The 22,958-nt window shown below is 58.4% G+C and carries 21 protein-coding genes; 12 read left to right on the top strand and 9 right to left on the bottom strand.

Annotated features, from left to right (window positions below):
- Positions 1-40 precede the first annotated feature (40 nt).
- Positions 41-1,279: a molybdopterin molybdotransferase MoeA gene (moeA, locus tag SSARUM2_RS07585; RefSeq protein WP_041034174.1), complete on the top strand. Its 1,239-nt coding sequence runs from the start codon at positions 41-43 to the stop codon at positions 1,277-1,279.
- 2 nt (positions 1,280-1,281) lie between these two features.
- A complete protein-coding gene (gene moeB, locus SSARUM2_RS07580) occupies positions 1,282-2,037 on the top strand; it encodes a molybdopterin-synthase adenylyltransferase MoeB (protein WP_060453198.1) in 756 nt (251 codons plus the stop codon).
- Positions 2,038-2,088: 51 nt separating this feature from the next.
- On the opposite strand, the gene SSARUM2_RS07575 is transcribed toward moeB, so the two are convergent.
- Entirely contained in the window at positions 2,089-3,681 is a 1,593-nt protein-coding gene (locus SSARUM2_RS07575) for an ABC-F family ATPase (RefSeq protein ID WP_049233478.1), read from the bottom strand.
- Between the two features lie 678 nt (positions 3,682-4,359).
- Between SSARUM2_RS07575 and SSARUM2_RS07570 the strand changes: the two genes are divergently transcribed.
- Positions 4,360-5,664, top strand: coding sequence for an MFS transporter (locus tag SSARUM2_RS07570; protein ID WP_060453197.1), 1,305 nt, complete (start codon positions 4,360-4,362; stop codon positions 5,662-5,664).
- A gap of 22 nt (positions 5,665-5,686) precedes the next feature.
- On the opposite strand, the gene cynR is transcribed toward SSARUM2_RS07570, so the two are convergent.
- Positions 5,687-6,586, bottom strand: a complete 900-nt coding sequence (cynR, locus tag SSARUM2_RS07565) for a transcriptional regulator CynR (protein ID WP_041034168.1) — start codon at positions 6,584-6,586, stop codon at positions 5,687-5,689.
- Between the two features lie 114 nt (positions 6,587-6,700).
- On the opposite strand from cynR, the gene SSARUM2_RS07560 reads away from it, so the two are divergent.
- Positions 6,701-7,354 carry a carbonic anhydrase gene (locus tag SSARUM2_RS07560; RefSeq protein WP_060453196.1) on the top strand — a complete coding sequence of 218 codons (654 nt, stop codon included), beginning with the start codon at positions 6,701-6,703 and terminating at the stop codon, positions 7,352-7,354.
- Positions 7,355-7,373: 19 nt separating this feature from the next.
- A complete protein-coding gene (cynS, locus tag SSARUM2_RS07555; protein ID WP_033637703.1) occupies positions 7,374-7,844 on the top strand; it encodes a cyanase in 471 nt (156 codons plus the stop codon).
- 118 nt (positions 7,845-7,962) lie between these two features.
- Here the strand turns inward: cynS and SSARUM2_RS07550 are convergent, their stop codons facing one another.
- Entirely contained in the window at positions 7,963-8,460 is a 498-nt protein-coding gene (locus tag SSARUM2_RS07550) for an ATP-binding protein (protein WP_060453195.1), read from the bottom strand.
- A gap of 168 nt (positions 8,461-8,628) precedes the next feature.
- Entirely contained in the window at positions 8,629-9,525 is an 897-nt protein-coding gene (locus tag SSARUM2_RS07545) for a LysR family transcriptional regulator (protein WP_033653371.1), read from the bottom strand.
- Between the two features lie 132 nt (positions 9,526-9,657).
- Between SSARUM2_RS07545 and SSARUM2_RS07540 the strand changes: the two genes are divergently transcribed.
- The gene (locus SSARUM2_RS07540) at positions 9,658-10,389 is read left to right on the top strand and encodes an isochorismatase family protein (protein WP_033637699.1); all 732 of its coding nucleotides are present in this window, start codon (positions 9,658-9,660) and stop codon (positions 10,387-10,389) included.
- 31 nt (positions 10,390-10,420) lie between these two features.
- Here SSARUM2_RS07540 and SSARUM2_RS07535 read toward each other — a convergent pair whose 3' ends face one another.
- Entirely contained in the window at positions 10,421-10,768 is a 348-nt protein-coding gene (locus SSARUM2_RS07535) for an antibiotic biosynthesis monooxygenase (protein WP_060453194.1), read from the bottom strand.
- Between the two features lie 179 nt (positions 10,769-10,947).
- On the opposite strand from SSARUM2_RS07535, the gene SSARUM2_RS07530 reads away from it, so the two are divergent.
- From SSARUM2_RS07530 to SSARUM2_RS07510, 5 genes are all read left to right on the top strand, one after another.
- A complete protein-coding gene (locus tag SSARUM2_RS07530; RefSeq protein WP_060453193.1) occupies positions 10,948-11,631 on the top strand; it encodes a metalloregulator ArsR/SmtB family transcription factor in 684 nt (227 codons plus the stop codon).
- Between the two features lie 74 nt (positions 11,632-11,705).
- Positions 11,706-12,413, top strand: coding sequence for a glutathione S-transferase N-terminal domain-containing protein (locus tag SSARUM2_RS07525; protein WP_039566863.1), 708 nt, complete (start codon positions 11,706-11,708; stop codon positions 12,411-12,413).
- Positions 12,414-12,544: 131 nt separating this feature from the next.
- A complete protein-coding gene (gene phoA / locus SSARUM2_RS07520) occupies positions 12,545-13,972 on the top strand; it encodes an alkaline phosphatase (RefSeq protein WP_033646822.1) in 1,428 nt (475 codons plus the stop codon).
- A 461-nt stretch (positions 13,973-14,433) separates the two neighbouring features.
- Positions 14,434-16,014 carry a malate:quinone oxidoreductase gene (locus tag SSARUM2_RS07515; RefSeq protein ID WP_060453191.1) on the top strand — a complete coding sequence of 527 codons (1,581 nt, stop codon included), beginning with the start codon at positions 14,434-14,436 and terminating at the stop codon, positions 16,012-16,014.
- Positions 16,015-16,220: 206 nt separating this feature from the next.
- The gene (locus tag SSARUM2_RS07510) at positions 16,221-16,679 is read left to right on the top strand and encodes a helix-turn-helix domain-containing protein (RefSeq protein ID WP_033646824.1); all 459 of its coding nucleotides are present in this window, start codon (positions 16,221-16,223) and stop codon (positions 16,677-16,679) included.
- 73 nt (positions 16,680-16,752) lie between these two features.
- On the opposite strand, the gene SSARUM2_RS07505 is transcribed toward SSARUM2_RS07510, so the two are convergent.
- From SSARUM2_RS07505 to SSARUM2_RS07490, 4 genes are all read right to left on the bottom strand, one after another.
- Positions 16,753-17,793, bottom strand: coding sequence for a fimbrial protein (locus tag SSARUM2_RS07505; protein ID WP_060438935.1), 1,041 nt, complete (start codon positions 17,791-17,793; stop codon positions 16,753-16,755).
- An 11-nt stretch (positions 17,794-17,804) separates the two neighbouring features.
- The gene (locus SSARUM2_RS07500) at positions 17,805-20,420 is read right to left on the bottom strand and encodes a fimbria/pilus outer membrane usher protein (RefSeq protein WP_033637689.1); all 2,616 of its coding nucleotides are present in this window, start codon (positions 20,418-20,420) and stop codon (positions 17,805-17,807) included.
- 26 nt (positions 20,421-20,446) lie between these two features.
- Positions 20,447-21,130, bottom strand: a complete 684-nt coding sequence (locus tag SSARUM2_RS07495; protein WP_004939085.1) for a molecular chaperone — start codon at positions 21,128-21,130, stop codon at positions 20,447-20,449.
- Positions 21,131-21,196: 66 nt separating this feature from the next.
- Positions 21,197-21,724 (bottom strand): fimbrial protein, encoded by a 528-nt coding sequence (locus SSARUM2_RS07490; protein WP_004939088.1) that lies wholly within the window; start codon positions 21,722-21,724, stop codon positions 21,197-21,199.
- A 512-nt stretch (positions 21,725-22,236) separates the two neighbouring features.
- Here SSARUM2_RS07490 and SSARUM2_RS07485 point away from each other — a divergent pair.
- Positions 22,237-22,953, top strand: a complete 717-nt coding sequence (locus SSARUM2_RS07485; protein WP_033637688.1) for an EAL domain-containing protein — start codon at positions 22,237-22,239, stop codon at positions 22,951-22,953.
- Positions 22,954-22,958 lie beyond the last annotated feature (5 nt).

Here is a 22,958-nt window from a genome sequence, read left to right as displayed (position 1 = left end):
TGTCGCTATTTTAGCGCACCCTGATTACGGAGTTCCCTTTATGGATCATTGCCATACTTCCGATCTCATCTCCCTGGAGCAAGCGCTGGAAAAAATGCTCGGGCAGATCGCCCCGCTGCAGCAGACCGAATCCATCGCCCTGACCGCCGCCGCCGGCCGCATCACCGCCGCGCCGGTGGTCTCACCGCTCGACGTGCCGCCGTTCGCCAACTCGGCGATGGACGGCTATGCTGTGCGCCTCGCCGATCTGGCGGCCAATGCGCCGCTGCCGGTCGCCGGTAAGGCCTTCGCCGGCGCGCCGTTCGACGGCCAATGGCCGGCCAACAGCTGCGTGCGCATCATGACCGGCGCGCCGATCCCGGCCGGGGCGGACGCGGTAGTGATGCAGGAGCAGGCCGAGGTGAGCGACCAGGGCGTGTGTTTTACCGCGCCGGTTGAAGCCGGACAGAATATCCGTCTGGCGGGTGAAGACATTCGCCGCGGCGCGAGCGTGTTGCCGGCCGGCGTGAAGCTGGGCGCCGCGCAGCTGCCGCTGCTGGCTTCGCTTGGCGTCGCCGAAGTGCAGGTGATGCGTAAGCTGAAGGTGGCGGTGTTCTCCACCGGCGACGAACTGCAGCCGGTCGGCCAGCCGCTGCAGGCGGGCCAAATCTACGACACCAACCGCTTCGCGGTGCGCCTGATGCTGGAGCAGATGGGCTGCGAGGTGCTCGATCTCGGCATTATCCGCGACGATCGCGATGCGCTGCGCGACGCCTTCACACAGGCAGACAGCCAGGCCGACGTGGTCATCAGCAGCGGCGGCGTTTCGGTCGGCGAAGCCGACTACACCAAACAAATGCTCGACGAACTGGGCCAGGTCAGCTTCTGGAAGCTGGCGATCAAACCCGGCAAACCCTTCGCCTTCGGCAAACTGGGCCACGCCTGGTTCTGCGGCCTGCCGGGCAACCCGGTTTCCGCCGCCCTGACCTTCTACCAACTGGTGCAACCGCTGCTGGCGAAGCTGGCCGGCCACAGCGACTGGCGCCTGCCGCCGCGCCTGCGCGCACGGGCGCTGACCCCGCTGAAGAAATCGCCGGGCCGCCTCGATTTTCAGCGTGGCGTGTTCAGCAGCAACGCCGCGGGCGAACTGGAGGTCAGCACCACCGGCCACCAGGGCTCGCACGTCTTCAGCTCCTACAGCCAGGGCAACTGTTTCATCGTGCTGGAGCGCGAACGCGGTTCGGTGGCGGTAGGCGAAACGGTGGAGATCGAGCCATTCAATGCCCTGCTGAGGAGCTGAACATGCTGCCGGAATTGACCGACGCCGAAGCGCTGCGCTACAACCGCCAGATCGTGCTGCGCGGCTTTGACTTCGACGGCCAGGAGAAGCTGAAGGCCGCCCGCGTGCTGATCGCCGGGTTGGGCGGGCTGGGCTGCGCCGCCGCGCCATATCTGGCAGCGGCCGGCGTCGGCCATCTGGTGCTGGTGGATTTCGACACCGTCTCGCTCTCCAACCTGCAGCGCCAGATCCTGCACCGCGACGATCGCATCGGCCAGAGCAAAGTCGCCTCCGCCAGGCAGGAACTGAGCGCCATCAACCCGCATATCCGCATCGACGCGATCGACGGCCGACTGGAAGATGAGGCGATTGCGGCAGAAATCGCCGCCTGCGATCTGGTGCTGGACTGCACCGACAACGTGGCGGCGCGCGATGCCCTGAACCGCCTGTGCCACGCGCAGCAGAGGCCGCTGGTTTCCGGCGCGGCGATCCGCATGGAAGGCCAGCTCAGCGTGTTCACCTATCAGCCGGGCGAGCCCTGCTACCGCTGCCTGAGCCGGCTGTTCGGCGACAGCGCCCTCACCTGCGTCGAAGCGGGCGTGATGGCGCCGCTGGTCGGCACTATCGGCACCCTGCAGGCGATGGAGGCCATCAAGCTGCTGGCCGACTATGGTCAGCCGCTGCGCGGCAAGCTGTTGATGTTCGATGCGATGAGCATGCAGTTCCGAGAGATGAAACTGCCGAAGGATCCGCACTGCGAGGTGTGCGGCGGGGAATGACGGATAAAAAAAGGGCGGGATAATTCCCGCCCTGATGCGTTGCCGCGAGGGTTACACTATGCCCTGGCTGCGCAGATAGTCTTCGTAGTTGCCGGTAAAGTCGATCACCTTGTTCGGAGTGATTTCCAGAATGCGCGTCGCCAGCGAGCTGACGAACTCACGGTCGTGGGAGACGAAGATCAGCGTGCCTTCGTACATCTCCAGCGCCATGTTCAGCGATTCGATGGATTCCATATCCAGGTGGTTGGTCGGTTCGTCCATCACCAGAATATTTGGGCGCTGCATCATCAGCTTGCCGAACAACATGCGGCCCTTCTCACCGCCGGACAGCACCTTCACTTTCTTCTTGATGTCGTCCTGGCTGAACAGTAAACGGCCCAGCACGCTGCGCACCGCCTGCTCGTCGTCTTTTTCCTGCTTCCACTGGCTCATCCAGTCGAACACGGTCAGGGTATCGTCGAACTCGTATTCGTGATCCTGCGCGTAGTAACCGATACGGGCGTTTTCCGACCACTTCACGGTGCCGGTGTCCGGCTGCGCGTCGCCCACCAGCGTTTTCAGCAGGGTGGTTTTACCGATGCCGTTGGCGCCCAGCACCGCAACCTTCTCACCCACTTCCACCATCAGGTTCAGCTTGCTGAACAGCGGGCCGTTGTCGAAGCCCTTGGTGAGCGCTTCCACTTCCAGCGCGTTACGGAACAGCTTCTTGTCCTGATCGAAACGGATGAACGGGTTCTGGCGGCTGGAGGCCTTCACTTCTTCCAGCTGGATCTTGTCGATCTGGCGGGCGCGCGAGGTGGCCTGCTTGGATTTGGAGGCGTTGGCGCTGAAACGGCTGACGAACGATTGCAGCTCGTTGATCTGCGCCTTCTTCTTGGCGTTGTCGGCCAGCAGACGTTCACGCGCCTGGGTGGCGGCGGTCATGTATTCGTCGTAGTTGCCCGGATAAACGCGCAGTTCGCCGTAATCCAGATCCGCCATGTGGGTGCAGACCATGTTCAGGAAGTGACGGTCGTGCGAGATGATGATCATGGTGCTGTTGCGTTCGTTCAGCACCTGCTCCAGCCAGCGAATGGTATCGATGTCCAGGTTGTTGGTCGGTTCGTCGAGCAGCAGGATTTCCGGATCGGAGAACAGCGCCTGCGCCAGCAACACGCGCAGCTTCCAGCCCGGCGCGATTTCGCTCATCGGGCCATAGTGCTGTTCCACCGGAATGCCGACGCCAAGCAGCAGTTCGCCGGCGCGCGCTTCGGCGGTGTAACCGTCCATCTCGCCGTAGGCGACTTCCAGATCGGCCACTTTATAACCGTCTTCTTCGCTCATCTCCGCCATGGCGTAGATGCGGTCGCGCTCTTCCTTCACCGCCCACAGCTCGGTGTGGCCCATGATCACGGTGTCCAGCACGCTGTATTGTTCGAAGGCGAACTGATCCTGACGCAGTTTACCCAGGCGCTCGTTCGGATCGAGGAACACGTTGCCGCCGGTCGGCGCCAAATCGCCGCCGAGGATTTTCATAAAGGTGGACTTGCCGCAGCCGTTGGCGCCGATCAGGCCATAACGGTTGCCGCCGCCGAATTTAACAGAGATGTTTTCAAACAACGGCTTGCTGCCGAACTGCATGGTGATGTTGTTGGTGCTTAACACAGCGCTCGCTCTTTATACATAGGGAATGTGATTTGGCGCGCATTATGCCACAACGGGGTTAAGAGATCGCGGGAAGTTTTGGTGACATTTTGAGCGGTGACGACGGATAAGTCATAGCTGGGTTAAATAACACCGATAAAATTCACGGCGAGATTTCACGCAGCGAGCCGTACAATATTTGAAACCAATTCGCCAAATATATTAATTAAACTTAAAAATGACATTTATTCTCCCCTGACACCGCCCCAGGCACGAATAAATCGTATCTGTTCATCTTATGAAAATCATTAATACAGCCAACACGTCTCTATTTAATTCTAGTTTTTTCCGACTATCGCCACACATTCTGCTATACGCGACATTTTGTGACCGCCTTCTTAAATACCAAGGTTTTTTAGAGGATTAATGCGTTACAGCTCACTAAATCGACATGGCACATTCGTTCCAGCTGAAGAAAAAATCAAATAAAAACAATTAAATACAGAAAGATGTGAAAATCAAACCACCGTTATCGCGCTAACTACTCTCATATTGCATATGATTGTACATACAAGTATATGTAAACGTGACGTTGCCGTTTTGTTGGCGTTTCGGGGCTCGGTTATCGCCGCCCCGGATAACGCCACCCCGGCCAGAAAATAATAACAACACACCGTCCACCTATCGCGAGAGACAACGATGAACACTGCTGAAAACGCATTGCCCAAAAGCCAAACGGCGGAGAAGGGCGCGGTAAATTACAAAGTCATTGTCGGCGCCAGCCTGGGCAACGGCCTGGAGATTTTCGACTTCACCGTCTACAGCTTCTTTGCCGCCATTATCGGCAAACTCTATTTTCCCAGCGACAGCGCCTACGGCTCCTTGTTGATGTCGGTGGCGGTGTTCGGCGTCGGCTTTATCATGCGCCCGCTGGGCAGCATGGTGCTGGGTGCCTATGCCGATCGGGTCGGCCGCAAGGCCGCCATGCTGATGACCATCGTGCTGATGGGCGTCGGCACCGCGCTGATCGCCTTCGCGCCCACCCATGCGCAAATCGGCGTTCTGGCGCCGGTGCTGATCGTGGTTGGCCGCCTGATTCAGGGGTTTGCCGCCGGCGGTGAAGTGGGCTCGGCCACCACGCTGCTGCTGGAGTCGGCAGGGGCCAACCAACGCGGCTTCTTCGTCAGCTGGCAGGCGATAAGCCAGGGCATCAGCGCCCTGCTTGGCGCCTCTTTAGGCCTGGCGCTCACCTATTTTCTGCCGGAGCAGGCACTGTATGCCTGGGGCTGGCGCGTGCCGTTCATCATCGGTTTGTTGATCATTCCCGTCGGCATCTATATTCGCAAACATCTGGAAGAGACCTACAGTGGAGAGGCGCCGGCTCACGCGCGGCCGCCGCTGAATCCGGTATGGGATCTGGTGAGCAATCATGCCAAAGATCTGTTGCTGGGCGTATTGATCATCATGTCCGGCACCGTGATGGTCTACGTGGTGCTGCTGTATATGCCGACCTACATGATGCAGACCTATCACATCGCCGGCCCGACCGCCTACCTGTTCAGCTGTATCGCCTCTGTGGTACAGATCATCGCGGTCTATTGCGCAGGCCGTTACGTCGATCGGGTGCAGAACTACAAAAGGCCGCTGCTGTTCTCAATCTTTGCAGCACTGATCCTGATTTACCCGACCTTCTGGTTCCTCAGCGCCACGCAAACCCTGTGGCTGGCGATCGTTTTCCGCATCCTGCTGATCGGCGCGCTGGGCATCAACATGCTGTCGAGCACCATGCTGATCGTTTCGGCGCTGCCGCGCCACGTGCGCGCCACCGGCACCTCGATGATTTACGCCTTTGGCGTGACGCTGTTCGGCGGCTCGGCGCAGTTGGTCGTCACCTGGCTGCTGGACGTCAGCGGCAATCCGATGGCGCCGGCGTGGTACGTCACCGGCATGTTGACCGTCAGCCTGATCGCCACTCTGCTGTTCCGGGAGCGTCATAAAGAATAGCGCCTGCTGCCGAGCCGTGCGGCTATCGGCTGCCCGGCGCCGGCGTAATGCCCTGTTCCTGCAAGAGGGCAATAAACGCCTGCGCGGCGGCGCTGCGGTAAGCGCCTTTGCGCTGCAGCCATACCGCCTGCCGCACCGGCATGGCGTTGGCCAAAGCCACTTTTTTCAACTGCCGGTTCTCGCGCGCAATGGCGGCCGGCAGCAGCGTGGCGAGCTGCCCGCGCCGCACGATCTCGACGATGGCGCCCAGCGCATTGGCCTCCACCGCCACCTGCGGCCGGAAACCCAGCTGCGTGCAGTAGCGATCGATAAACTGGCGCGTGGCGAAGTCGCCGCTCAGCAAGGCCAGCGGCAGATGTTGCCACTCCGCCAGCGTCAGCGGCCGGCGATGAGACGCCAAGGGATGATCGGCGCCGACCATCAGCTCCAGCGACTCATTGAACAACGGCGCCGCTTCCACCTCCGCCGACTGCGCCATCTCGAAGGCAATGCCCAGATCCAGCCTATCCTGCGCCAGCAGCGCCTCCATTCGCTCTTGCGCCATCTCTTCAATGCTCAGCGTAATCCCCGGATAGCGGCGGTAGAAGGCATCGACCGCCGGCCCCACCAGATAGGCGGTGAACGTGGGGGTCATCGCCAGCCGCAAATGGCCGCGCGCCAACGTCGCCACGTCATGGATCGCCCGCGCGCCGGCATCCAGATCCTGCAGCGCCAGCCGCGCATAGCGCATCCACGCCTCACCGGCGTCGGTCAGACGCACGGCTCTGCCGCTGCGATCGAACAGCGGCGCTCCCAATGTGTCTTCCAGCTGCTTGATCTGTTGCGACAGCGTCGGTTGCGACACGTGCAGCGCTTCGGCGGCGCGGGTGAAGTTGCCCTGTTCGGCAACGGCCAGAAAATAACGGATGTGTCGCAGCAGCATAACGCCCCAGCTATTAGTAAAACCTATAGCTTGCATTATAAATGGGTCTTAGACCCTATAGCCAGAAGCGTTCATCATGCCGCCATCGCATAACGACACCCAATGGAGAAACGGATGAAAGAGGTGATTGAAGGCTTCCTGAAGTTCCAGCGCGAAGCCTTTGTTGAACGCACGGCGCTGTTTCAGCAGTTGGCGACCCGCCAAAACCCGCGCACCCTGTTTATCTCATGTTCCGACAGCCGCCTGGTGCCGGAGCTGGTCACCCAGCGCGAGCCGGGCGATCTGTTCGTGATCCGCAATGCCGGCAACATCGTACCTTCTTTCGGCCCCGAACCCGGCGGGGTTACCGCCTCGGTCGAGTACGCCGTCGCCGCGCTGGGCGTGGAAGATATCGTGATCTGCGGCCATTCCGACTGCGGCGCAATGACCGCCATCGCCACCTGCCAGTGTCTGGATCACCTGCCCACGGTCGCTGGCTGGCTGCGTTACGCCGATTCAGCGAAGGCGGTCAATCAGGCTTATCCGCACGCCTCGGACGAGGCGCGGGTCGCGTCGATGGTACGCGAAAACGTCATCGCCCAGCTCAACAACATCAAAACGCACCCTTCCGTCGCCCTGGCGCTGGATCAGGGCCGCCTGACGCTGCACGGCTGGGTCTATGACATCGCCAGCGGCGCTATCGAGGCGCTGGACGGCGAAACCCGCCGCTTCGTGCCGCTCGCCACCTATCCCGAGGTGACCGCCACCCCGGCGCTCGCCCGTTTTTAAGCCAACAAAAGGAGCTAACATGACACACTCTCTGCACAACGCCGCCCCGCGCGCAGCGCTCACCGACACCATCATGGCCGCCAAGATCCGCCATAACCTGACTTTCGACGCGCTGGCGGAGGGCACCGGACTCAGCCTGGCGTTCGTCACCGCCGCGCTGCTGGGGCAGCATGCGCTGCCGGAACAAGCGGCACGCACCGTGGCGGCCAAGCTCGGGCTGGACGAAGAGGCGGTACAGCTGCTGCAAACCATCCCGCTACGCGGCAGCATTCCCGGCGGCGTGCCGACCGATCCGACCATTTATCGCTTCTATGAAATGCTGCAGGTTTACGGTTCCACGCTGAAAGCACTGGTGCACGAGCAGTTCGGCGACGGCATCATCAGCGCCATCAACTTCAAGCTGGATATCAAGAAGGTCGCCGATCCGGAAGGCGGCGAACGCGCGGTGATCACCCTGGACGGCAAATACCTGCCGACCAAGCCTTTCTAATCTACTTCTGCGCCATCGCCTTCCAGGCCGCACTGCCGTGCGCGGAAGTCGCCTTCCACAACGCGTTTAACGCCGAAGCCTAGCCCTGTTGTTGCCGGCGCCGTCATGGCGCCGGTTTTCAGTCCTGTTCGCCATAACGCAAGACTGTCATTCCTTCCTCTTCCGCCGGGGGAACAAAGTACTGCGCCAGGCGCTCAAACTCCGCTTCGCTCAGTGTAAACGGGTGCTCGCCGCGCGCGTTTCTCAGCGTTATCCGGCTCAGGCATTGCGCATGGCTGACGTCGAGAAAATGCAGACAGTGCGCAACGCCGGCCTCCTCCGCCAACGCTTTGGCCCAGCGCCGCCTGTCCGGCGTATTCATCGGGAAATCGAGCGCCACGGACCAGCCGCAGCGCAGCAGCTGAACGAGGTGCCCGCCCAGCGCCCGCCGCAACCGGTCGGAACAGCGCGCATAGTCTTGCAGGCTGGTCATCTCCTGCTCATACAGCGTCGCCAGCCACGCATCTTCGACCAGCAACAGCGTTTGCGGTTGCTGCGCCAAACGCTGCGCCAGCGTCGATTTGCCTGCGCCGGCCTTGCCACACATCAGGTGTAAAACTGCAGGGTAGGTTTTCATGACGTTCTCCGGTCGTTGCCGGAAGGGGATAAAAAAACCCGCCTGCCGGCGGGTTTTTATTGGCGACACACGCGCTATCCCACCCTTTGGAGAAGGGTGATTATAATTTGCGCGAATGGGCGGTAGGATTTTTTCATAGCTAATGAATATGACAACCGTGCGCCGTTGTCAATTCGCCGTCATCAATCCCTGTTCTCGCACAAATTCGGTGAATAAACTCACTTTCTGCTGCACATGCCGGCGCGTCGGGTAAACCGCGAAAACCTGATGCACGTCGGCAATCTGTTCAGGGAACAGCCGCACCAGCCTGCCGGCGGCGATTTCGGGATCCGCCACGAACGACGGCAGCGAACCGATGCCCAGTCCCGCCACCAGCATATCCCGCAGCATCAGGCTGTTGTTGGCGATCAACCGGGGAGTGAACGTCACGCTCAGGCTCTCCTCGCCGGCGGTGAACTGCCACTGCCCCGGCCTTTCCGCCAGGGAATAGGCCAGACAGCTGTGTCGCTGCAATTCATTCGGCGTTTGCGGCACGCCGTGCTGCGCCAAATAGCCGGGCGCGGCGCAAATTCGCTGGTGCACTTCACCCAGCGCCCGGGCGCTGAGGGAAGAATCCGGCAGCCGTCGGCGAATGCGCAAGGAAATATCGAAACCGGCCGCCACCACGTCCAATACCCTGTCGTCCAACGTCAGCTCCACCTGCAGCTGCGGGTAACGTTGCATAAACGGCGGCAGCAGTGGCGACAACACCGTCAGGCCGAACGAAAGCGGCGCATTGACCCGCAGCGTGCCGGAGACCTGCTGCGCGCTGGCGGCAACCGTCTGCTCCAGCGCGTCGAACTCGCCGAGCAACCGACAGGCTTCCTGGTAATAGAGCTGCCCGGCTTCGGTCAGGCCCATGCTGCGGGTAGTGCGCACCAGCAACAGCGTCCCCAACCGATTTTCCAACTGCTTAATCTGCTTGCTCAACGCCGCCGGCGTGATCGCCAGATCCTCCGCCGCCTTATAAAAACTGTTGCGCTCAACCACGCGACGAAAGGCGCGCATCGTCAGTAGCACGTCCATATTATGTCCTGATGGTTAATTATAAATTCAATAAAACACAGATTATTAACTTCAACAACCTCAGTAGACTTTATTCAACCGCCTCCCTGAGTGAGAGGTGAATTTAATCTACTGATAATCATGGAGTTAATAATGAAAAAGACCCTGTTCGCCCTGATGCTCGGCCTGAGCGCCGCCGCCGCCCCCGTCGCCGCGCTGGCGCAATCCCCCGCCGCCGACAGCCGCCAGGCGGGTTATGTGCAGCCGCTGACCGCCGAGAACAGCCTGTTGCTGTTGGTCGATCTGCAGGACATGTTCGGCATGACCATTTCCTCTATCGATCAAACCAACCTGGTCAATAACGCCGCCGGCATCGCCAAGGCCGCCAAGGTGTTCAACGTGCCGACCATTCTGGCCTCGGCCAACGCCAAAAGCTTCGCCGGGCCGGTATTCCAGCAGGTGACGCAGGCACGCCCGGACCTGCAGGTGTACGATCGCACCGCCATCAACGTCTGGCAGGATCGGCGCGTGGTGGATCTGATCAAACAATCCGGCCGCAAGAAAATCATCATCGGCGGGCTGTGGACTGCCAGCTGCGTGATGCTGCCGGCGCTGTCCGCCCTGGGCGAGGGCTATGAGGTTTATATCCTGTCGGACGTCACCGGTGACATTACGCCAGACAGCCAAAACAACGCCATGCAGCGTCTGGTACAGGCGGGCGCCACGCCCATCAACTGGGTGGCGTTGATGCTGGAATGGCAGCAGGACTGGAGCCGCAAAGCCACGGCGGGAGGCGTATTGCAGATCGCCCGCGACCACGGCGCCGCCTGGGGGATGGGCGCCAGCTACGCCGGGGCAATGAAGGTGGGCAGCGAAGCGAAATAACGGACGAAAGCCCGCCGGCGGCGGGCTTTATTCAGGTGCGGTGATAACAACGGCTATCTTGCGGCGCCTGTTCGCGTCTCTCCAGCCCGTAGTCCCGCACCACCTCCGCCACCCGCAGCCGATACTGCGCCAGCACCTCGCCACGTCCGCGCGCCTGCGCCGCCCGGTGCTGCTCGAGATTGCGCCACTGCTGCACCGCCGCCTCGTCGCGCCAGAAGGAGAGCGACAGCAGGCGCGCAGGATCGGCCAGGCTTTGAAAGCGCTCGATGGAGATGAATCCGTCGATCTGCGCCAGCAGCGGCTTCAGCTCCGTCGCCAACGCCAGATAGGTATCACGCTGCCCGTCGGCGGCCTGCAGTTCAAAAATCACGGCGATCATTATCGTCCCCTCTCAACGGTAAAACTCAGGTACGCGCGCATTGATTGTAGGAAGGGCGCCACCGCACCGATTTCAACGCCCGCTCATCAATATCCAGCGAACACAGACGCACAGCACCAGAATGCGACAGCCACAGGTTAGCAATGGACGCGCAGTCATACTTCGTCTAACCTCGAAGTATGCATAACATCGACCTAGAAGATCGTTTGGCGGCGCTGAGCGCCGCCATCGCCGACCGCACCCGGGCGCGCATGCTGTGCCTGTTGATGGATGGGCGAGCCTACACCGCCACCGAGCTCAGCGCGGCGGTCGAGGTCGCCCCGTCCACCGCCAGCGCACATCTGGCGAAACTGCTGGAGCAGCGGCTGATCGCCTGCGTCAAACAGGGGCGCTACCGCTATTTTCGGCTGGCCGGTCAGCCGGTGGCCGAGGCGCTGGAAGGCCTGATGGCGCTGGCGGGCGTGCCGCGCACGTCGGTGAAAAGCAGCACGCCCACCACGCTGCAATATGCCCGCACCTGCTACGACCATATGGCGGGCGAGGTGGCGGTGAAACTGCACGATCGGCTGCATGCGCTGAATTGGCTGACCGGTGAGGAAGACTACCGCTTAAGCGACGCCGGTCAGGCCGCGCTGGCGCGGCTGGGCGTCGATTGCTCCCCCGCCCCCACCCGCCGCCGCTTCGCCTGCGGCTGCCTGGACTGGAGCGAACGCCGCTCTCACCTCGGCGGCGCGCTGGGCGCCGCGCTGTTGGCCGCCTTTATCCACCGCGGCTGGATCGTCCGTCGGCTCGACAGCCGCGAGTTGCAGCTGACCCCTGCCGGTAAAAAAGCGCTGGCAGCACATTTTGAGCTCACGGTGTAACCCGGCGGCGGGGTAGTTTTACTGCAATACTCAAGGGGTACGCTTAGGCCACCCCGCCAACCCGAGGAGTTTCCATGCTCGATTCCACCCAATTCCCGATCGTCAAACGCTGGCCGGCTCAGCATCCTGAAAGGCTGCAGCTCTATTCCCTGCCGACGCCGAACGGCGTCAAAGTGTCCATCATGCTGGAAGAGATCGGCCTGCCCTATGAGGCGCACCTGATCGACATCGGCAACAACGAAACCTGGACGCCGGAATTCCTGGCGCTGAACCCGAACGGCAAGATCCCGGCGATCATCGATCCCGACGGCCCCGGCGGCCGGCCGCTGCCGCTGTTCGAATCCGGCGCCATTCTGCTCTACCTGGCGGAAAAGAGCGGCCGTTTCCTGCCGCAGGATCCGGCGCAGCGTTACGAAACCATTCAGTGGGTGTTCTTCCAGATGGCCGCCGTCGGCCCGATGTTCGGCCAGCTCGGTTTCTTCCACAAATTCGCCGGGCGCGAGTATGAAGACAAGCGGCCGCTGGAGCGCTACAAAAACGAATCGAAACGCCTGCTCGGCGTGCTGGAAACGCGCCTGGAAGGCCGCGACTGGATCATGGGCGCGGACTACACCATCGCCGATATCTCGCTGCTGGGCTGGGTGCGCAACCTGATCGGCTTCTATGAGGCGCGCGAACTGGTAGAGTTCGACAGTTTCCCCCGCGTCGCGCAGTGGCTGGAGCGCGGTCTGGCGCGGCCGGCGGTGCAACGTGGGCTCACTATACCGGCGCGCGCGGCCTGATCGTCAAACGGGATGGCCGCCGGGCCGTCCCGCCTTCCGCTGTCATAAAATTGTCATCCCTCTGCTCTACTCTCCTTACGTAACAATTTGATGTTATTTACATTGTTGTATTACGACAAGGAGCTTGCCCCATGCAACCTGCTGTATCCCTGATCGCCGGCGCCGTGCTGTCCGCCCTGCTCTGTTCCTCCGCCATCGCGGCGGAAACCTCGGCCAATGCCGATGGCCTGACCGAGCGCGCCGCGCGCGGTACCCTCACCGAACCGGGCGGCGCCCGTCGTCTGGCCGGCGATCAGACCGCCGCGCTGAAGGCGTCGCTGTCGGACAAAACGGTGAAAAACGTGATCCTGCTGATTGGCGACGGCATGGGGGATTCCGAGATCACCGCCGCGCGTAACTATGCCGAGGGCGCAGGCGGTTACTTCAAGGGCATCGACGCCCTGCCGCTGACCGGGCAATACACCCACTACTCGCTGGACAAGAAAACCCACAAACCGGATTACGTAACCGACTCCGCCGCCTCCGCCACCGCCTGGGCCACCGGGGTGAAAACCTATAACGGCGCGCTCGGCGTGGACGTGAACGGCAAAGACCAGCCGACGCTGCTGGAGATCGCCAAGGCGGCCGGCAAGGCCACCGGCAACGTCTCCACCGCCGAACTGCAGGACGCCACGCCGGCGGCGCTGGTGTCGCACGTTACCTCGCGCAAATGCTACGGCCCGGAGGAAACCAGCGAGAAATGCGCCGCTAACGCGCTGGAAAACGGCGGCCGCGGTTCCATCACCGAGCAGTTGCTGAAAACCCGTGCCGACGTCACGCTGGGCGGCGGCGCGAAATCCTTCAACCAACTGGCGAAAAGCGGCGAATGGCAAGGAAAATCGCTGAAAGATCAAGCGGCGGCGCAAGGTTATCAGTGGGTGAGCAACGCGGATGAACTGCAGGCCGTTACCCTGGCCAATCAGCAAAAACCGCTGCTGGGCCTGTTCGCCGACGGCAACATGCCGGTGCGCTGGCTGGGGCCGAAAGCCAGCTATCACGGCAACCTCGACAAGCCGGCGGTGACCTGCGAAAACAACCCGGCGCGCACCGCGGCCACGCCAACGCTGGCGGCGATGACCGAAAAAGCGATCGCGCTGCTGAAAGACAACCCGAACGGCTTCTTCCTGCAGGTAGAGGGCGCGTCGATCGATAAGCAGGATCACGCCGCCAACCCGTGCGGGCAGATTGGTGAGACCGTCGATCTGGACGAGGCGGTGCAAAAAGCGCTGGCCTTCGCCCGCGCCGACGGCAACACGCTGGTGATCGTCACCGCCGACCACGCGCACTCCAGCCAGATCGTCGCCGCCGACGCCAAAGCGCCGGGCCTGACCCAGACACTGACCACCAAAGACGGCGCGCCGATGACCCTCAGCTACGGCAACTCGGAAGAGGAATCGCAGGGGCACACCGGCACCCAGCTGCGCGTCGCGGCCTACGGCCCGCACGCCGCCAACGTGGTGGGGTTGACCGATCAGACCGATCTGTTCTTCACCATGCGTGATGCGATGGGCATCAAGTAACCGCCATGTGAATCCTGGCCGCCCGCAACGGCGGCCGTTTATTATTGGTTACCGATGCGTATTTGCAATTTAACCGCAATTATTGTGTGATAACGAAATAACGTTTAATTACGCGACAATTAGCCCCTGAAAATAACGCGGTTATATGGCCTTACTCCCCTCTCTGTTTATTCCTGCGACAGCAACCGGCCTATTTTTGCTTATATTCATTTTTTTTAGTTACAAAAGTAGTTTTTAACATTCTCGCAAACAATAATACCCCGCCAGTAACGTGAACCGATCAATTTGCATCCGGACGGCCTGCAATAGTTCACTTTTCGTTAAAAACCCTATTAACAAAAAGGCATTATCGCTGCCTATCGGCTCACGCCGGGCGGTCGGCTTCACTATTTTCCAGGGTAACTCCCGCTAAATTCTTTCACCTGCAATGAGTAGAATTTACACACAAGAGATTTAATTCAATGAGAAAATTACTCGTCCTGATTTTCAGCCTCAGCCTGTTTAGCGTTACGCAGCAGGCGGCGGCTGAAGAGAAGAATAAAACCGTCGACGTGGTGTTGATCGGCGGCGGCATCATGAGCGCCACCTTGGGCACCTATCTGCATGAGCTGGAGCCGACCTGGACCATCGACATGTACGAGCGCATGAACGGCGTGGCAGAAGAGAGCTCCAACGGCTGGAACAACGCCGGCACCGGCCACTCCGCCTTCAGCGAAATGAACTACACGCCGGAAAAAGCCGATGGCACCATCGACATCAGCAAGGCGGTGAAGGTCAACGAGTCTTTCGAAATCTCTCGCCAGTTCTGGTCTTATCAGGTGAAAAACAATGTCCTGAAAGATCCGAAATCCTTCATTAACAGCGTGCCGCACATGAGCTTCGTGTGGGGCGACGACAACGTCAACTTCCTGCGTAAACGCTACGCGGCGCTGCAGCACAGCACCCTGTTCCGCGGCATGGAATACTCCGAAGATCCTGCGCAAATCAAACAGTGGGCGCCGCTGGTGATGAACGGCCGCGATCCGGCGCAGAAAATCGCCGCGACCCGCATGCCGCTGGGTACCGACGTCAACTTCGGCGTGATCACCCACCAGCTGGTTGACGCGCTGAGCACCAGCGACAAGTTCAAGCTGAACCTGAGCCACGAAGTGCGCGACATCAAGCGCAACGCCGATCAGACCTGGAGCGTGACCGTTGCCGATCTGAACCGCGACGGTAAAGAAACCACCGTTAACGCCAAGTTCGTGTTCATCGGCGCAGGCGGCGCCTCCCTGACCCTGCTGCAGAAATCCGGCATCCCTGAAGCCGACGGCTACGGCGGCTTCCCGGTCGGCGGCCAGTTCCTGGTCACCACCAACCCGGCGATCGCCAACCAGCACCTGGCCAAAGTGTATGGCCTGGCCAGCGTAGGTTCGCCGCCGATGTCCGTGCCGCACCTGGATACCCGCATGCTGGACGGCAAGCGCGTACTGCTATTCGGGCCATTCGCCACCTTCTCCAGCAAGTTCCTGAAGAACGGTTCGCTGTTCGATCTGCTGCACTCGCTGAGCACCTCGAACCTGATGCCGATGACCCACGTCGGTCTGGATAACTTCGATCTGGTGAAATACCTGGTCGGCCAGCTGATGATGAACGACGACGATCGCTTCGCCGCGCTGAAAGAGTACTTCCCGGACGCCAAGCAGGAAGACTGGAAGCTGTGGACCGCAGGCCAGCGCGTGCAGATCATCAAGAAAGACGCGGATAAAGGCGGAGTGCTGCAGTTCGGCACCGAAGTCGTCAGCTCTGAAGACGGCAGCATCGCCGCTCTGCTGGGCGCGTCACCGGGCGCTTCCACCGCTGCGCCGATCATGCTGCACCTGATGGAAACCGTGTTCAAAGGCAAAGTGGCGACGCCGGAATGGCAGAGCAAGCTGAAAGAGATCATCCCGTCCTACGGCCACAAGCTGAACGGCGATATCGAGATGACCAACAAGATCCGCGGCTACACCAGCAGCGTGCTGGGTCTGAACTACATTGAAGTGAAACCGGAAACCAACTGATTTTCCACTCGTTTCCTGCTGGAAAGGCCGCTTTATGCGGCCTTTCTTTTATCCCCCTGCGATTCAAAGAGCATTTTTGGTCACCTTTTTCCCCCCGGTTTACCCTTGCGTAACGGCGCACTCGCGCCTATTATCAAAGTATATTCTTGGATAATTAAGCTAAGTCACTGTGACCTGAATGTCGTTTTTGCGGGAGAACTAAAACCATGGATCGCGTCAATATCATTCACGATTTACTAGACTGGATTGAAACTCATCTGGACCAGCCGCTGCTGCTGGATAACGTCGCCGCCAAGTCGGGCTACTCCAAATGGCACCTGCAGCGCATGTTCCGCAGCACCACCGGCCACGCGCTCGGCAGCTATATCCGCGAGCGGCGCCTGTCGCAGGCGGCGCAGGCGCTGCGCTCCACCCCGCGCCCGATCCTGGATATCGCCCTGCAATACCATTTCGATTCTCAGCCTTCGTTCTCACGCGCCTTCAAGAAACAGTTCGGCAAAACCCCGGCGGTGTATCGCCGCACCACCCGCTGGGACGTGGCGGAATGGCCGGCGCAGCCGGTGGAAGTGGAGGCCGAGCCACGCCACGATGCCCCCACGCTGCCTCGTTGGTATGCAGGCAAACCGCCGGAAGGCGTTTGCACCACCTGGATGGGGCTGCGCTGATAAACGCGGCATAACACGTAAAAAGGGTTCAGTTCTCGCGAACTGAACCCTTTTTAATTGAAGCGACACCGGATTATTTGAAGGTGACGTCAATATTCGCCGATGCGCTGAACGGCCCCACTTTCGGGTTGGTGCTCAACCATTTCAGGCTGGCCATGAAGTTCTTTTCAACGATGGTGCCGTTAACCAGGCCCAGATCGACCGGGCTGTTCATCATGATCGGCGTATTCGGCGTCGCCGCCTGCGAGATCAAAATACCGAAGCCGCTGTCGCTGGTCGGCAGGATCACGCTGTTATCCTGCAGCGGATAAGTACTGCTGAAGCTGGCCTGCAACGTCTCCCCCTGGCAGTCCTGCCCGGTCGTCGGATCGGACATATTGGCGGCAACCGAGAACGGCACCTGTTTCTCGATTTTGCCCACTACCGCATTCTGACGCGGGATAGTGCCAAAATTAACCGTCGAACCGTTGTTGGCCACCACGGTGATTTTCGGGTTGCAGGAAATAAACTGAATGTTGCCCAGCCCGGAAATATAGGCGTTAAAGTTGCTGTTCGGCGTGCCGTTCAAGCCGCCGACGCCATCAACCTGAAATACCGAGTACGAGTTGTTGTCGTTAATCTTGCCGCCAGCCGGAGGCGCCTTGCCGGTTGCTTTAATATAGATAGCGTAAGACACGGTTACCGTCAGCGATCTGGCCGGAGACAGACAACGGCTGCCTGAACGGCGGCATTCCGTTCCTGGCCCCACATCCTGACGTGCGCCTTTCGTTGGTTTGACATCAATCCCCTGATAAGTGACACCCACTTCGATCGAGTTATGGATCTGACTCATACGGGACTGAGGATCCCAGTACAGGTAGGCATTTTCCCCTCTCGGGTTGTTCCAGTCATCCGTACATTGGAAAGTCGAGGTAAAGGTCTGCGAACGCCACAGCAATGCGCCCGGCGCGGTATTGGCGGTCGATACCTTGATGGCTTTATCCAGCACGATGTCCTGGCGAATGCTGCCGTTCTGCTTACATGACAGCGCATAGCTGCTCTGCGAAAACGTGCCCAGCGTGACCAGCAGCCCAGCCGCCAACCCGAGATTCTTATGCTTTAATAAAGAAGACATATCCTTTCCTTTTACGGTTTTCCGCAGGTCAGCGAAAGTTCCTGATAACCCATCAGCTGTTCGGTCGCCGCTTTCAATTCCGGCACCACCAGTGAGCAGCTTTCGCCCGCGTCGTTGCCCCATTTCACCAGCAGGCGATCCCCTGCGGAAGCCCCTGAAATATAAATATCGCCGTTGGTACCGACAGTACCGTTGTTCTTGCCGTCCGCACTGAAGACGTTGGCGCCAATCGGCGGTACGCTGCCGTCGGCCATTTTGCTGTGTACCAACAGGCTTTGGCCCGTGTGCGTTTCAAACTTCACGCGGGTAATTGCGCCGTAAGTCGGCACCACGTCTCTCGCCGCCATCGGGATATCCAGGCCGTTGCCGATATCTTCGGTGCGCAGCGCCACGCGGTTATGGCGGTATGGCGATGCAGAGGTCATCACCGCGTAACCGAAGCGGTCGATGGCGACACCCGGTTGGTTTTCGATACGAACGCCCTTGGCGTCTTTCGCTTCCACCAGCACAAACGTATTCTGCAGCGGTTGGGTCAGCGTCACGCCGCCGGAGTGTGCGACGATGCCGCCCGCCACGCCCAACGAAGACTGCTGATAATCTTTGCTGTAGCTATAACCGGCATTGATGGTCCCCATGCTGCCCTGATAACCGACGTTGGCCGAGCTGGTTTGGCCCGAATAACGATCATGACCGCTTTGCACCGCATAGTTCAAGCGGTTGTCATCCAGCGCGGTGCCGCTCAGGCCGGCGCTGTAGGTATTGCCGCTCTGCTTGCTGTGACCGGCGTTGAAGCTGGCGGTCATGTCCGACGAATCCTTGCTGAAGAAGCTGAACGGAATCGACACGGTCAGGTTGACGCTGCGGTCTTTATAGCCGTAGTTGCTGCGGCTGTCCTGATAAAAGACGCCATAGCTGATATTTTTATAGCTGCTGTTGAAACCGGTTTGTACGGTGCGATCTTCACCGGATCCTCCCCAGTAAGACTGGTTGCTGAGGTTGGCGTACAGCGTCGAATTACCGGCGATGCGCTGGTTGACAGACAGCTCAACGCGCTGGCGTTTGTTGTTGAAACGGCTGGTATAATAGCTGCGACGGCGAGATTCCGCCCAGTCCGGCACGCCCAGGTTGCGATCGTTTTGATCGTAGTAATCGTTACGGTAATAACCGTTCTCATAGCGTTCGCGCTCGGCAACCGCATCGGAGAAATCATAATATCCGGAGGTCGAGTAACGGTAACCGGCAATGCGGAATTCCGTCCCCCAGTCGTTGAGCGACTTGGAATACAGGAAGCGGAAACTCTCCCCTTGTTTGTCATCGCCGTTCACCAGGTTGGTGTCGGAATAGGACATATCAAAGGAGACGGCCCCCCAGTTCCCCAGGTTTTTACCGAGGCCCACGACCGCTGAACGGTAGTTTTCCGCCACCAGCACGCCGCCGTAAGGCGTGATGTCATACGCCATGCCGTGCGACAAGGTGCCCTGCACAAATTTAGGTTGATAGCGGCTGGTGCCGTCGTGGTATTTACCGGCGGTCAGCTGATAGTTCCAAATCCCTTCGCGCAGCATGTTCGGCACCGAGGAGAATGGCACAACGAAAGAGGTTCTCGAGCCGTTGGCTTCGATGACCGTCACGTCCAGGTTACCGCTCAGGGTGCTTGGGAAAATGTCCGTCAGCGCAAACGGCCCTGGCGGAACGTTGGTGCTGTAAATGGTATAGCCGTTCTGACGCACCTCAACGCGCGCGTTGGTCGTCGCCACGCCGCGCACCACCGGCGCATAGCCGCGCTGGCTTTCCGGCAGCATGTCGTCGGCGCTGGACATCTGCACACCGCGGAACTGGATGCTGTCGAAAACGTTGTTGTTGGTGTTGGTCTGGCCGATCACCAGACGGCTGCGCAGAGAAACGATATCCGTTTCCGCCCAGCTGGAAATGTTCTTCCAGTGCGTGCCGGCACCCGACTGCTGGTTCAGCGTCGAGTTGTTGCGCAGGCGCCAATCGCCAATATTGAGGCCATTGTTAAGGCTCAGGAAGTAATAGTCAGAAGTCTTGTCGTTCTGGTTGTTGCCGTAGCGGTTATGGGTGCCGCTAAAGTTATAGTTTACAAAGCCGGCGTTGATGCCGCGATCGTAAACTTTCGGCGAAATGGCGCCTTGCGGGCGCGGGATCAGAAACACCTGCGGCACTTCCAGATCCATACGCTGTACGGCAGCGTCATAGCTCAGCTTGGCACCGGAGATCTGTTGCGGCAATGCGTAGCATTGCTCGGCACCGGCGGTGGTCAGATCGCCGGGCAGCTTTACGCCGTAATCCTGGTAGTCCACAGCCGTCAGGCACGGCGCTACCGGGGAGTCTTTGGATTCTTTCTTGAACTCTATCTCGCGGTGATCGACACGCTGTCCGTTGAGATAGATATCAAACGGGTATTTACCCGGCAAAATATCGTCTCCGCTGGCCAGCGCCGCCACCTGAGCAATATTGTCATCACCATGGATGAAGGAGGTGTTGAACTGCTCCTCCGCCATGGCCATATGCGAGAATGAAAATGGCACGGCAGAAAAATAAATTACACCATTAATCAGCTTAACCAAACGTTTTGGCGCGAGGGTTGTTATTCTTTTGTGTGCCATTTCTTTCATTCCTTGAAGTGCTTCAATCAATTCAGTGCGACGTTTTTAATCTCGGTGTGACCGCCATAGTCGTTGATATAGGTAAACGACATGTTGTTGGCTGATTGCGCGCCCTGAGGCAGAGAGATGCGCAGGCTGTCGTGTGGCTTGACCATGTCGGCGTTCACTTTCCAGCTCTTGCCGCCGCTCTTCAGGTTCAACACGCCGAGAGTGACGAACAACGGGCCATCGTTAGTCACGACCAAATTGCCGCCCTGGCGCTTCCACTTCAGCGCTTCCGCCTGCTGTTGCAGGTTGGTTTTCAACGAATCCGGGCGGTAGAACAGTTTGATACGGGTACGGATCGCCACCTGCAGCACGTTATCTTGCTTAGGCGTTGGCGGAATTTCCTGTACGTTGACCCAGAGCAGAGATTCTCTGTCCTGCGGCAAACCGCTGCCGGAATAGATAAAACGCAAAATGGCGTCTTTCTTGGCAGCCAGCTTCAAAATGGGTGGCGTCACCACGATCGGCAAATTCTTGGGCATCTGGCTTGCATCGCCAGTATCCAGCCAGGTTTGCACCATGTAGGTATCGTCGCTGTCATTGCTGATTGAGAGCGATGCGGATTTACTTGCACTGTTATAGATGACACGCGTCGCATCAACCTGGATGCCGGCGAAGGCATTAACAGAGAATGCGAATAAAATACCAGTCAGAATTTTTTTCATCGGAATGTCTCAACTCTCAAAATTTAGCCATCCATGGCCAATAACTCTATCTATCCTGCCAGCGAATTATTTGTATTCGATGGTGAAGGTAGCGTTAGAGTTTGCCTGACCGGCAGTTACCAGATCCTGGAAGGATTTGTAACGAGCGCGCAGGTTGAAAGTCGCAGCGCCTGGGTTATCGCCATCAGCGGCAACAGTAACGGTAGCTGGGGTAGCCACTTCCTGCGAGATAGGCAGAGTAGAGCCGTTGTTGTCCAGAATTTCAACGCCAACGCCAGTCGCGCCGCCAGTTACAGCCAACAGCTCTGGGTGGCCGGCTGGAGTGTTACCGTCGAAACGCAGGGTGTAGTTACCCGCTTCACATTTCTCCAGGCTGATATCGAAAGCTTTAGCACCGCTGGTAGAACCGGCAGTTGGGAAAGCGGTAGTAGGATATTTACCCAGGTAAACTTCTTTATTCTGGTCTTTATCAACAACTTTACAGGTGGACTGTACAATTTCACCGGTGAATTTAACGTTGCCGTTTGCTGCCATTGCGTTGGAAGCAGTTGCAGACAATACCAGGGCAGCCAAAGGCAATAATACTTTTTTCATTTCCAGCTCCATAGAACAATAAAATAATCGATTCAGTGGCGGGCTTATATATATTGCCGCCACTGAGCATACACTCAGCGATAGCACTCCCTTGCTGAAAAGGAGCGTTGCCTCGATGAACTCATTGCCGGACGAAATATAGACTAAGCATATTCTTAATGTTAAATCGTTTAAAACATTCATAAGGCCCCTCTTGATAGGAATAAACTATCGGCGAATACCTATCGATCGATGTTGACGATTCATATGAATAGGAATAATCTGTGTTTGGGAAAGCTGCAGAGTTCAAGATTTTGCATTAAGGCCTGAAAATCAGCATATTATCCCGAATATTTACATTTAGTAACAGATTGCGACATTTGGACTTTGGCACGAATTACGCGTTAAATGGTCTGTCGACACGCTTCGGCCATTCTGGCGCTTTAAATAAGAAATTTACCAATAAACCTGGAGTAACTTTCTTTTTAATCATTTAAAATCAACAAGTTAAATATCAATCCAAGGATTGGGAAATGAGCGGTTCTTTCAGAGAGAAAAATAACGGCATTAATTATGTTTTTCAGCCAATGTTCGCGAAATCGGGACAATTGCTGGCCGTTGAATGTCTGTCTCGCTTTACGTTTAATAGCGAATACGCTCATTTTTCTCCTGAACAGTTCTTTCGCCACGCCGATAGCGCCACCCGGATTGAGATTTTGATGGATCAGATCAATCTGATCGATAAATACAAACACTGGTTTCATGAAAACCAAGTGATAGCCACTTTGAATGTTGACGATTATTCTCTGCAATCGCTGGCGAATACTCACTTTGCTGAAAGAATTAATGCCATGCGCTGTATTCATTTCGAGATCAGCGAGAATTCAACCCGGCTGGTGAAAGATCGCGTGCACGGCGATCCGTCATTGAATAGTTATTCATTTTGGCTCGATGATTTTGGTTCTGGCTATGCGGGTTTTTCCGCGTTGTACAACAGCCAGTTCCGCTTCGTTAAGCTCGACCGTTTTCTGCTCTGGGACTTCATGAAAAAGTCCGGCGGCGAGGGCTTGATGCGCGCATTACTGCGCTTCTTTTACCTTAATCATTACAAGGTAATTATCGAAGGAGTTGAAACTCCCGAACACAAGAAATGGCTGGATGAAATGCCATATTACGCACTGCAGGGAAAGCTGTGGAAGGAATCCAGCATCAAGGATTTGAACTCGCTTCTTACAGCTGAATACTTTTAACTCGG

This window comes from Serratia sp. K-E0102 (assembly GCF_029962625.1).
Lineage (GTDB): Bacteria > Pseudomonadota > Gammaproteobacteria > Enterobacterales > Enterobacteriaceae > Serratia > Serratia sarumanii.
The sequence above is the reverse complement of the archived record's forward strand: the minus strand, read 5'-3'. Positions and strand labels throughout refer to the sequence as shown.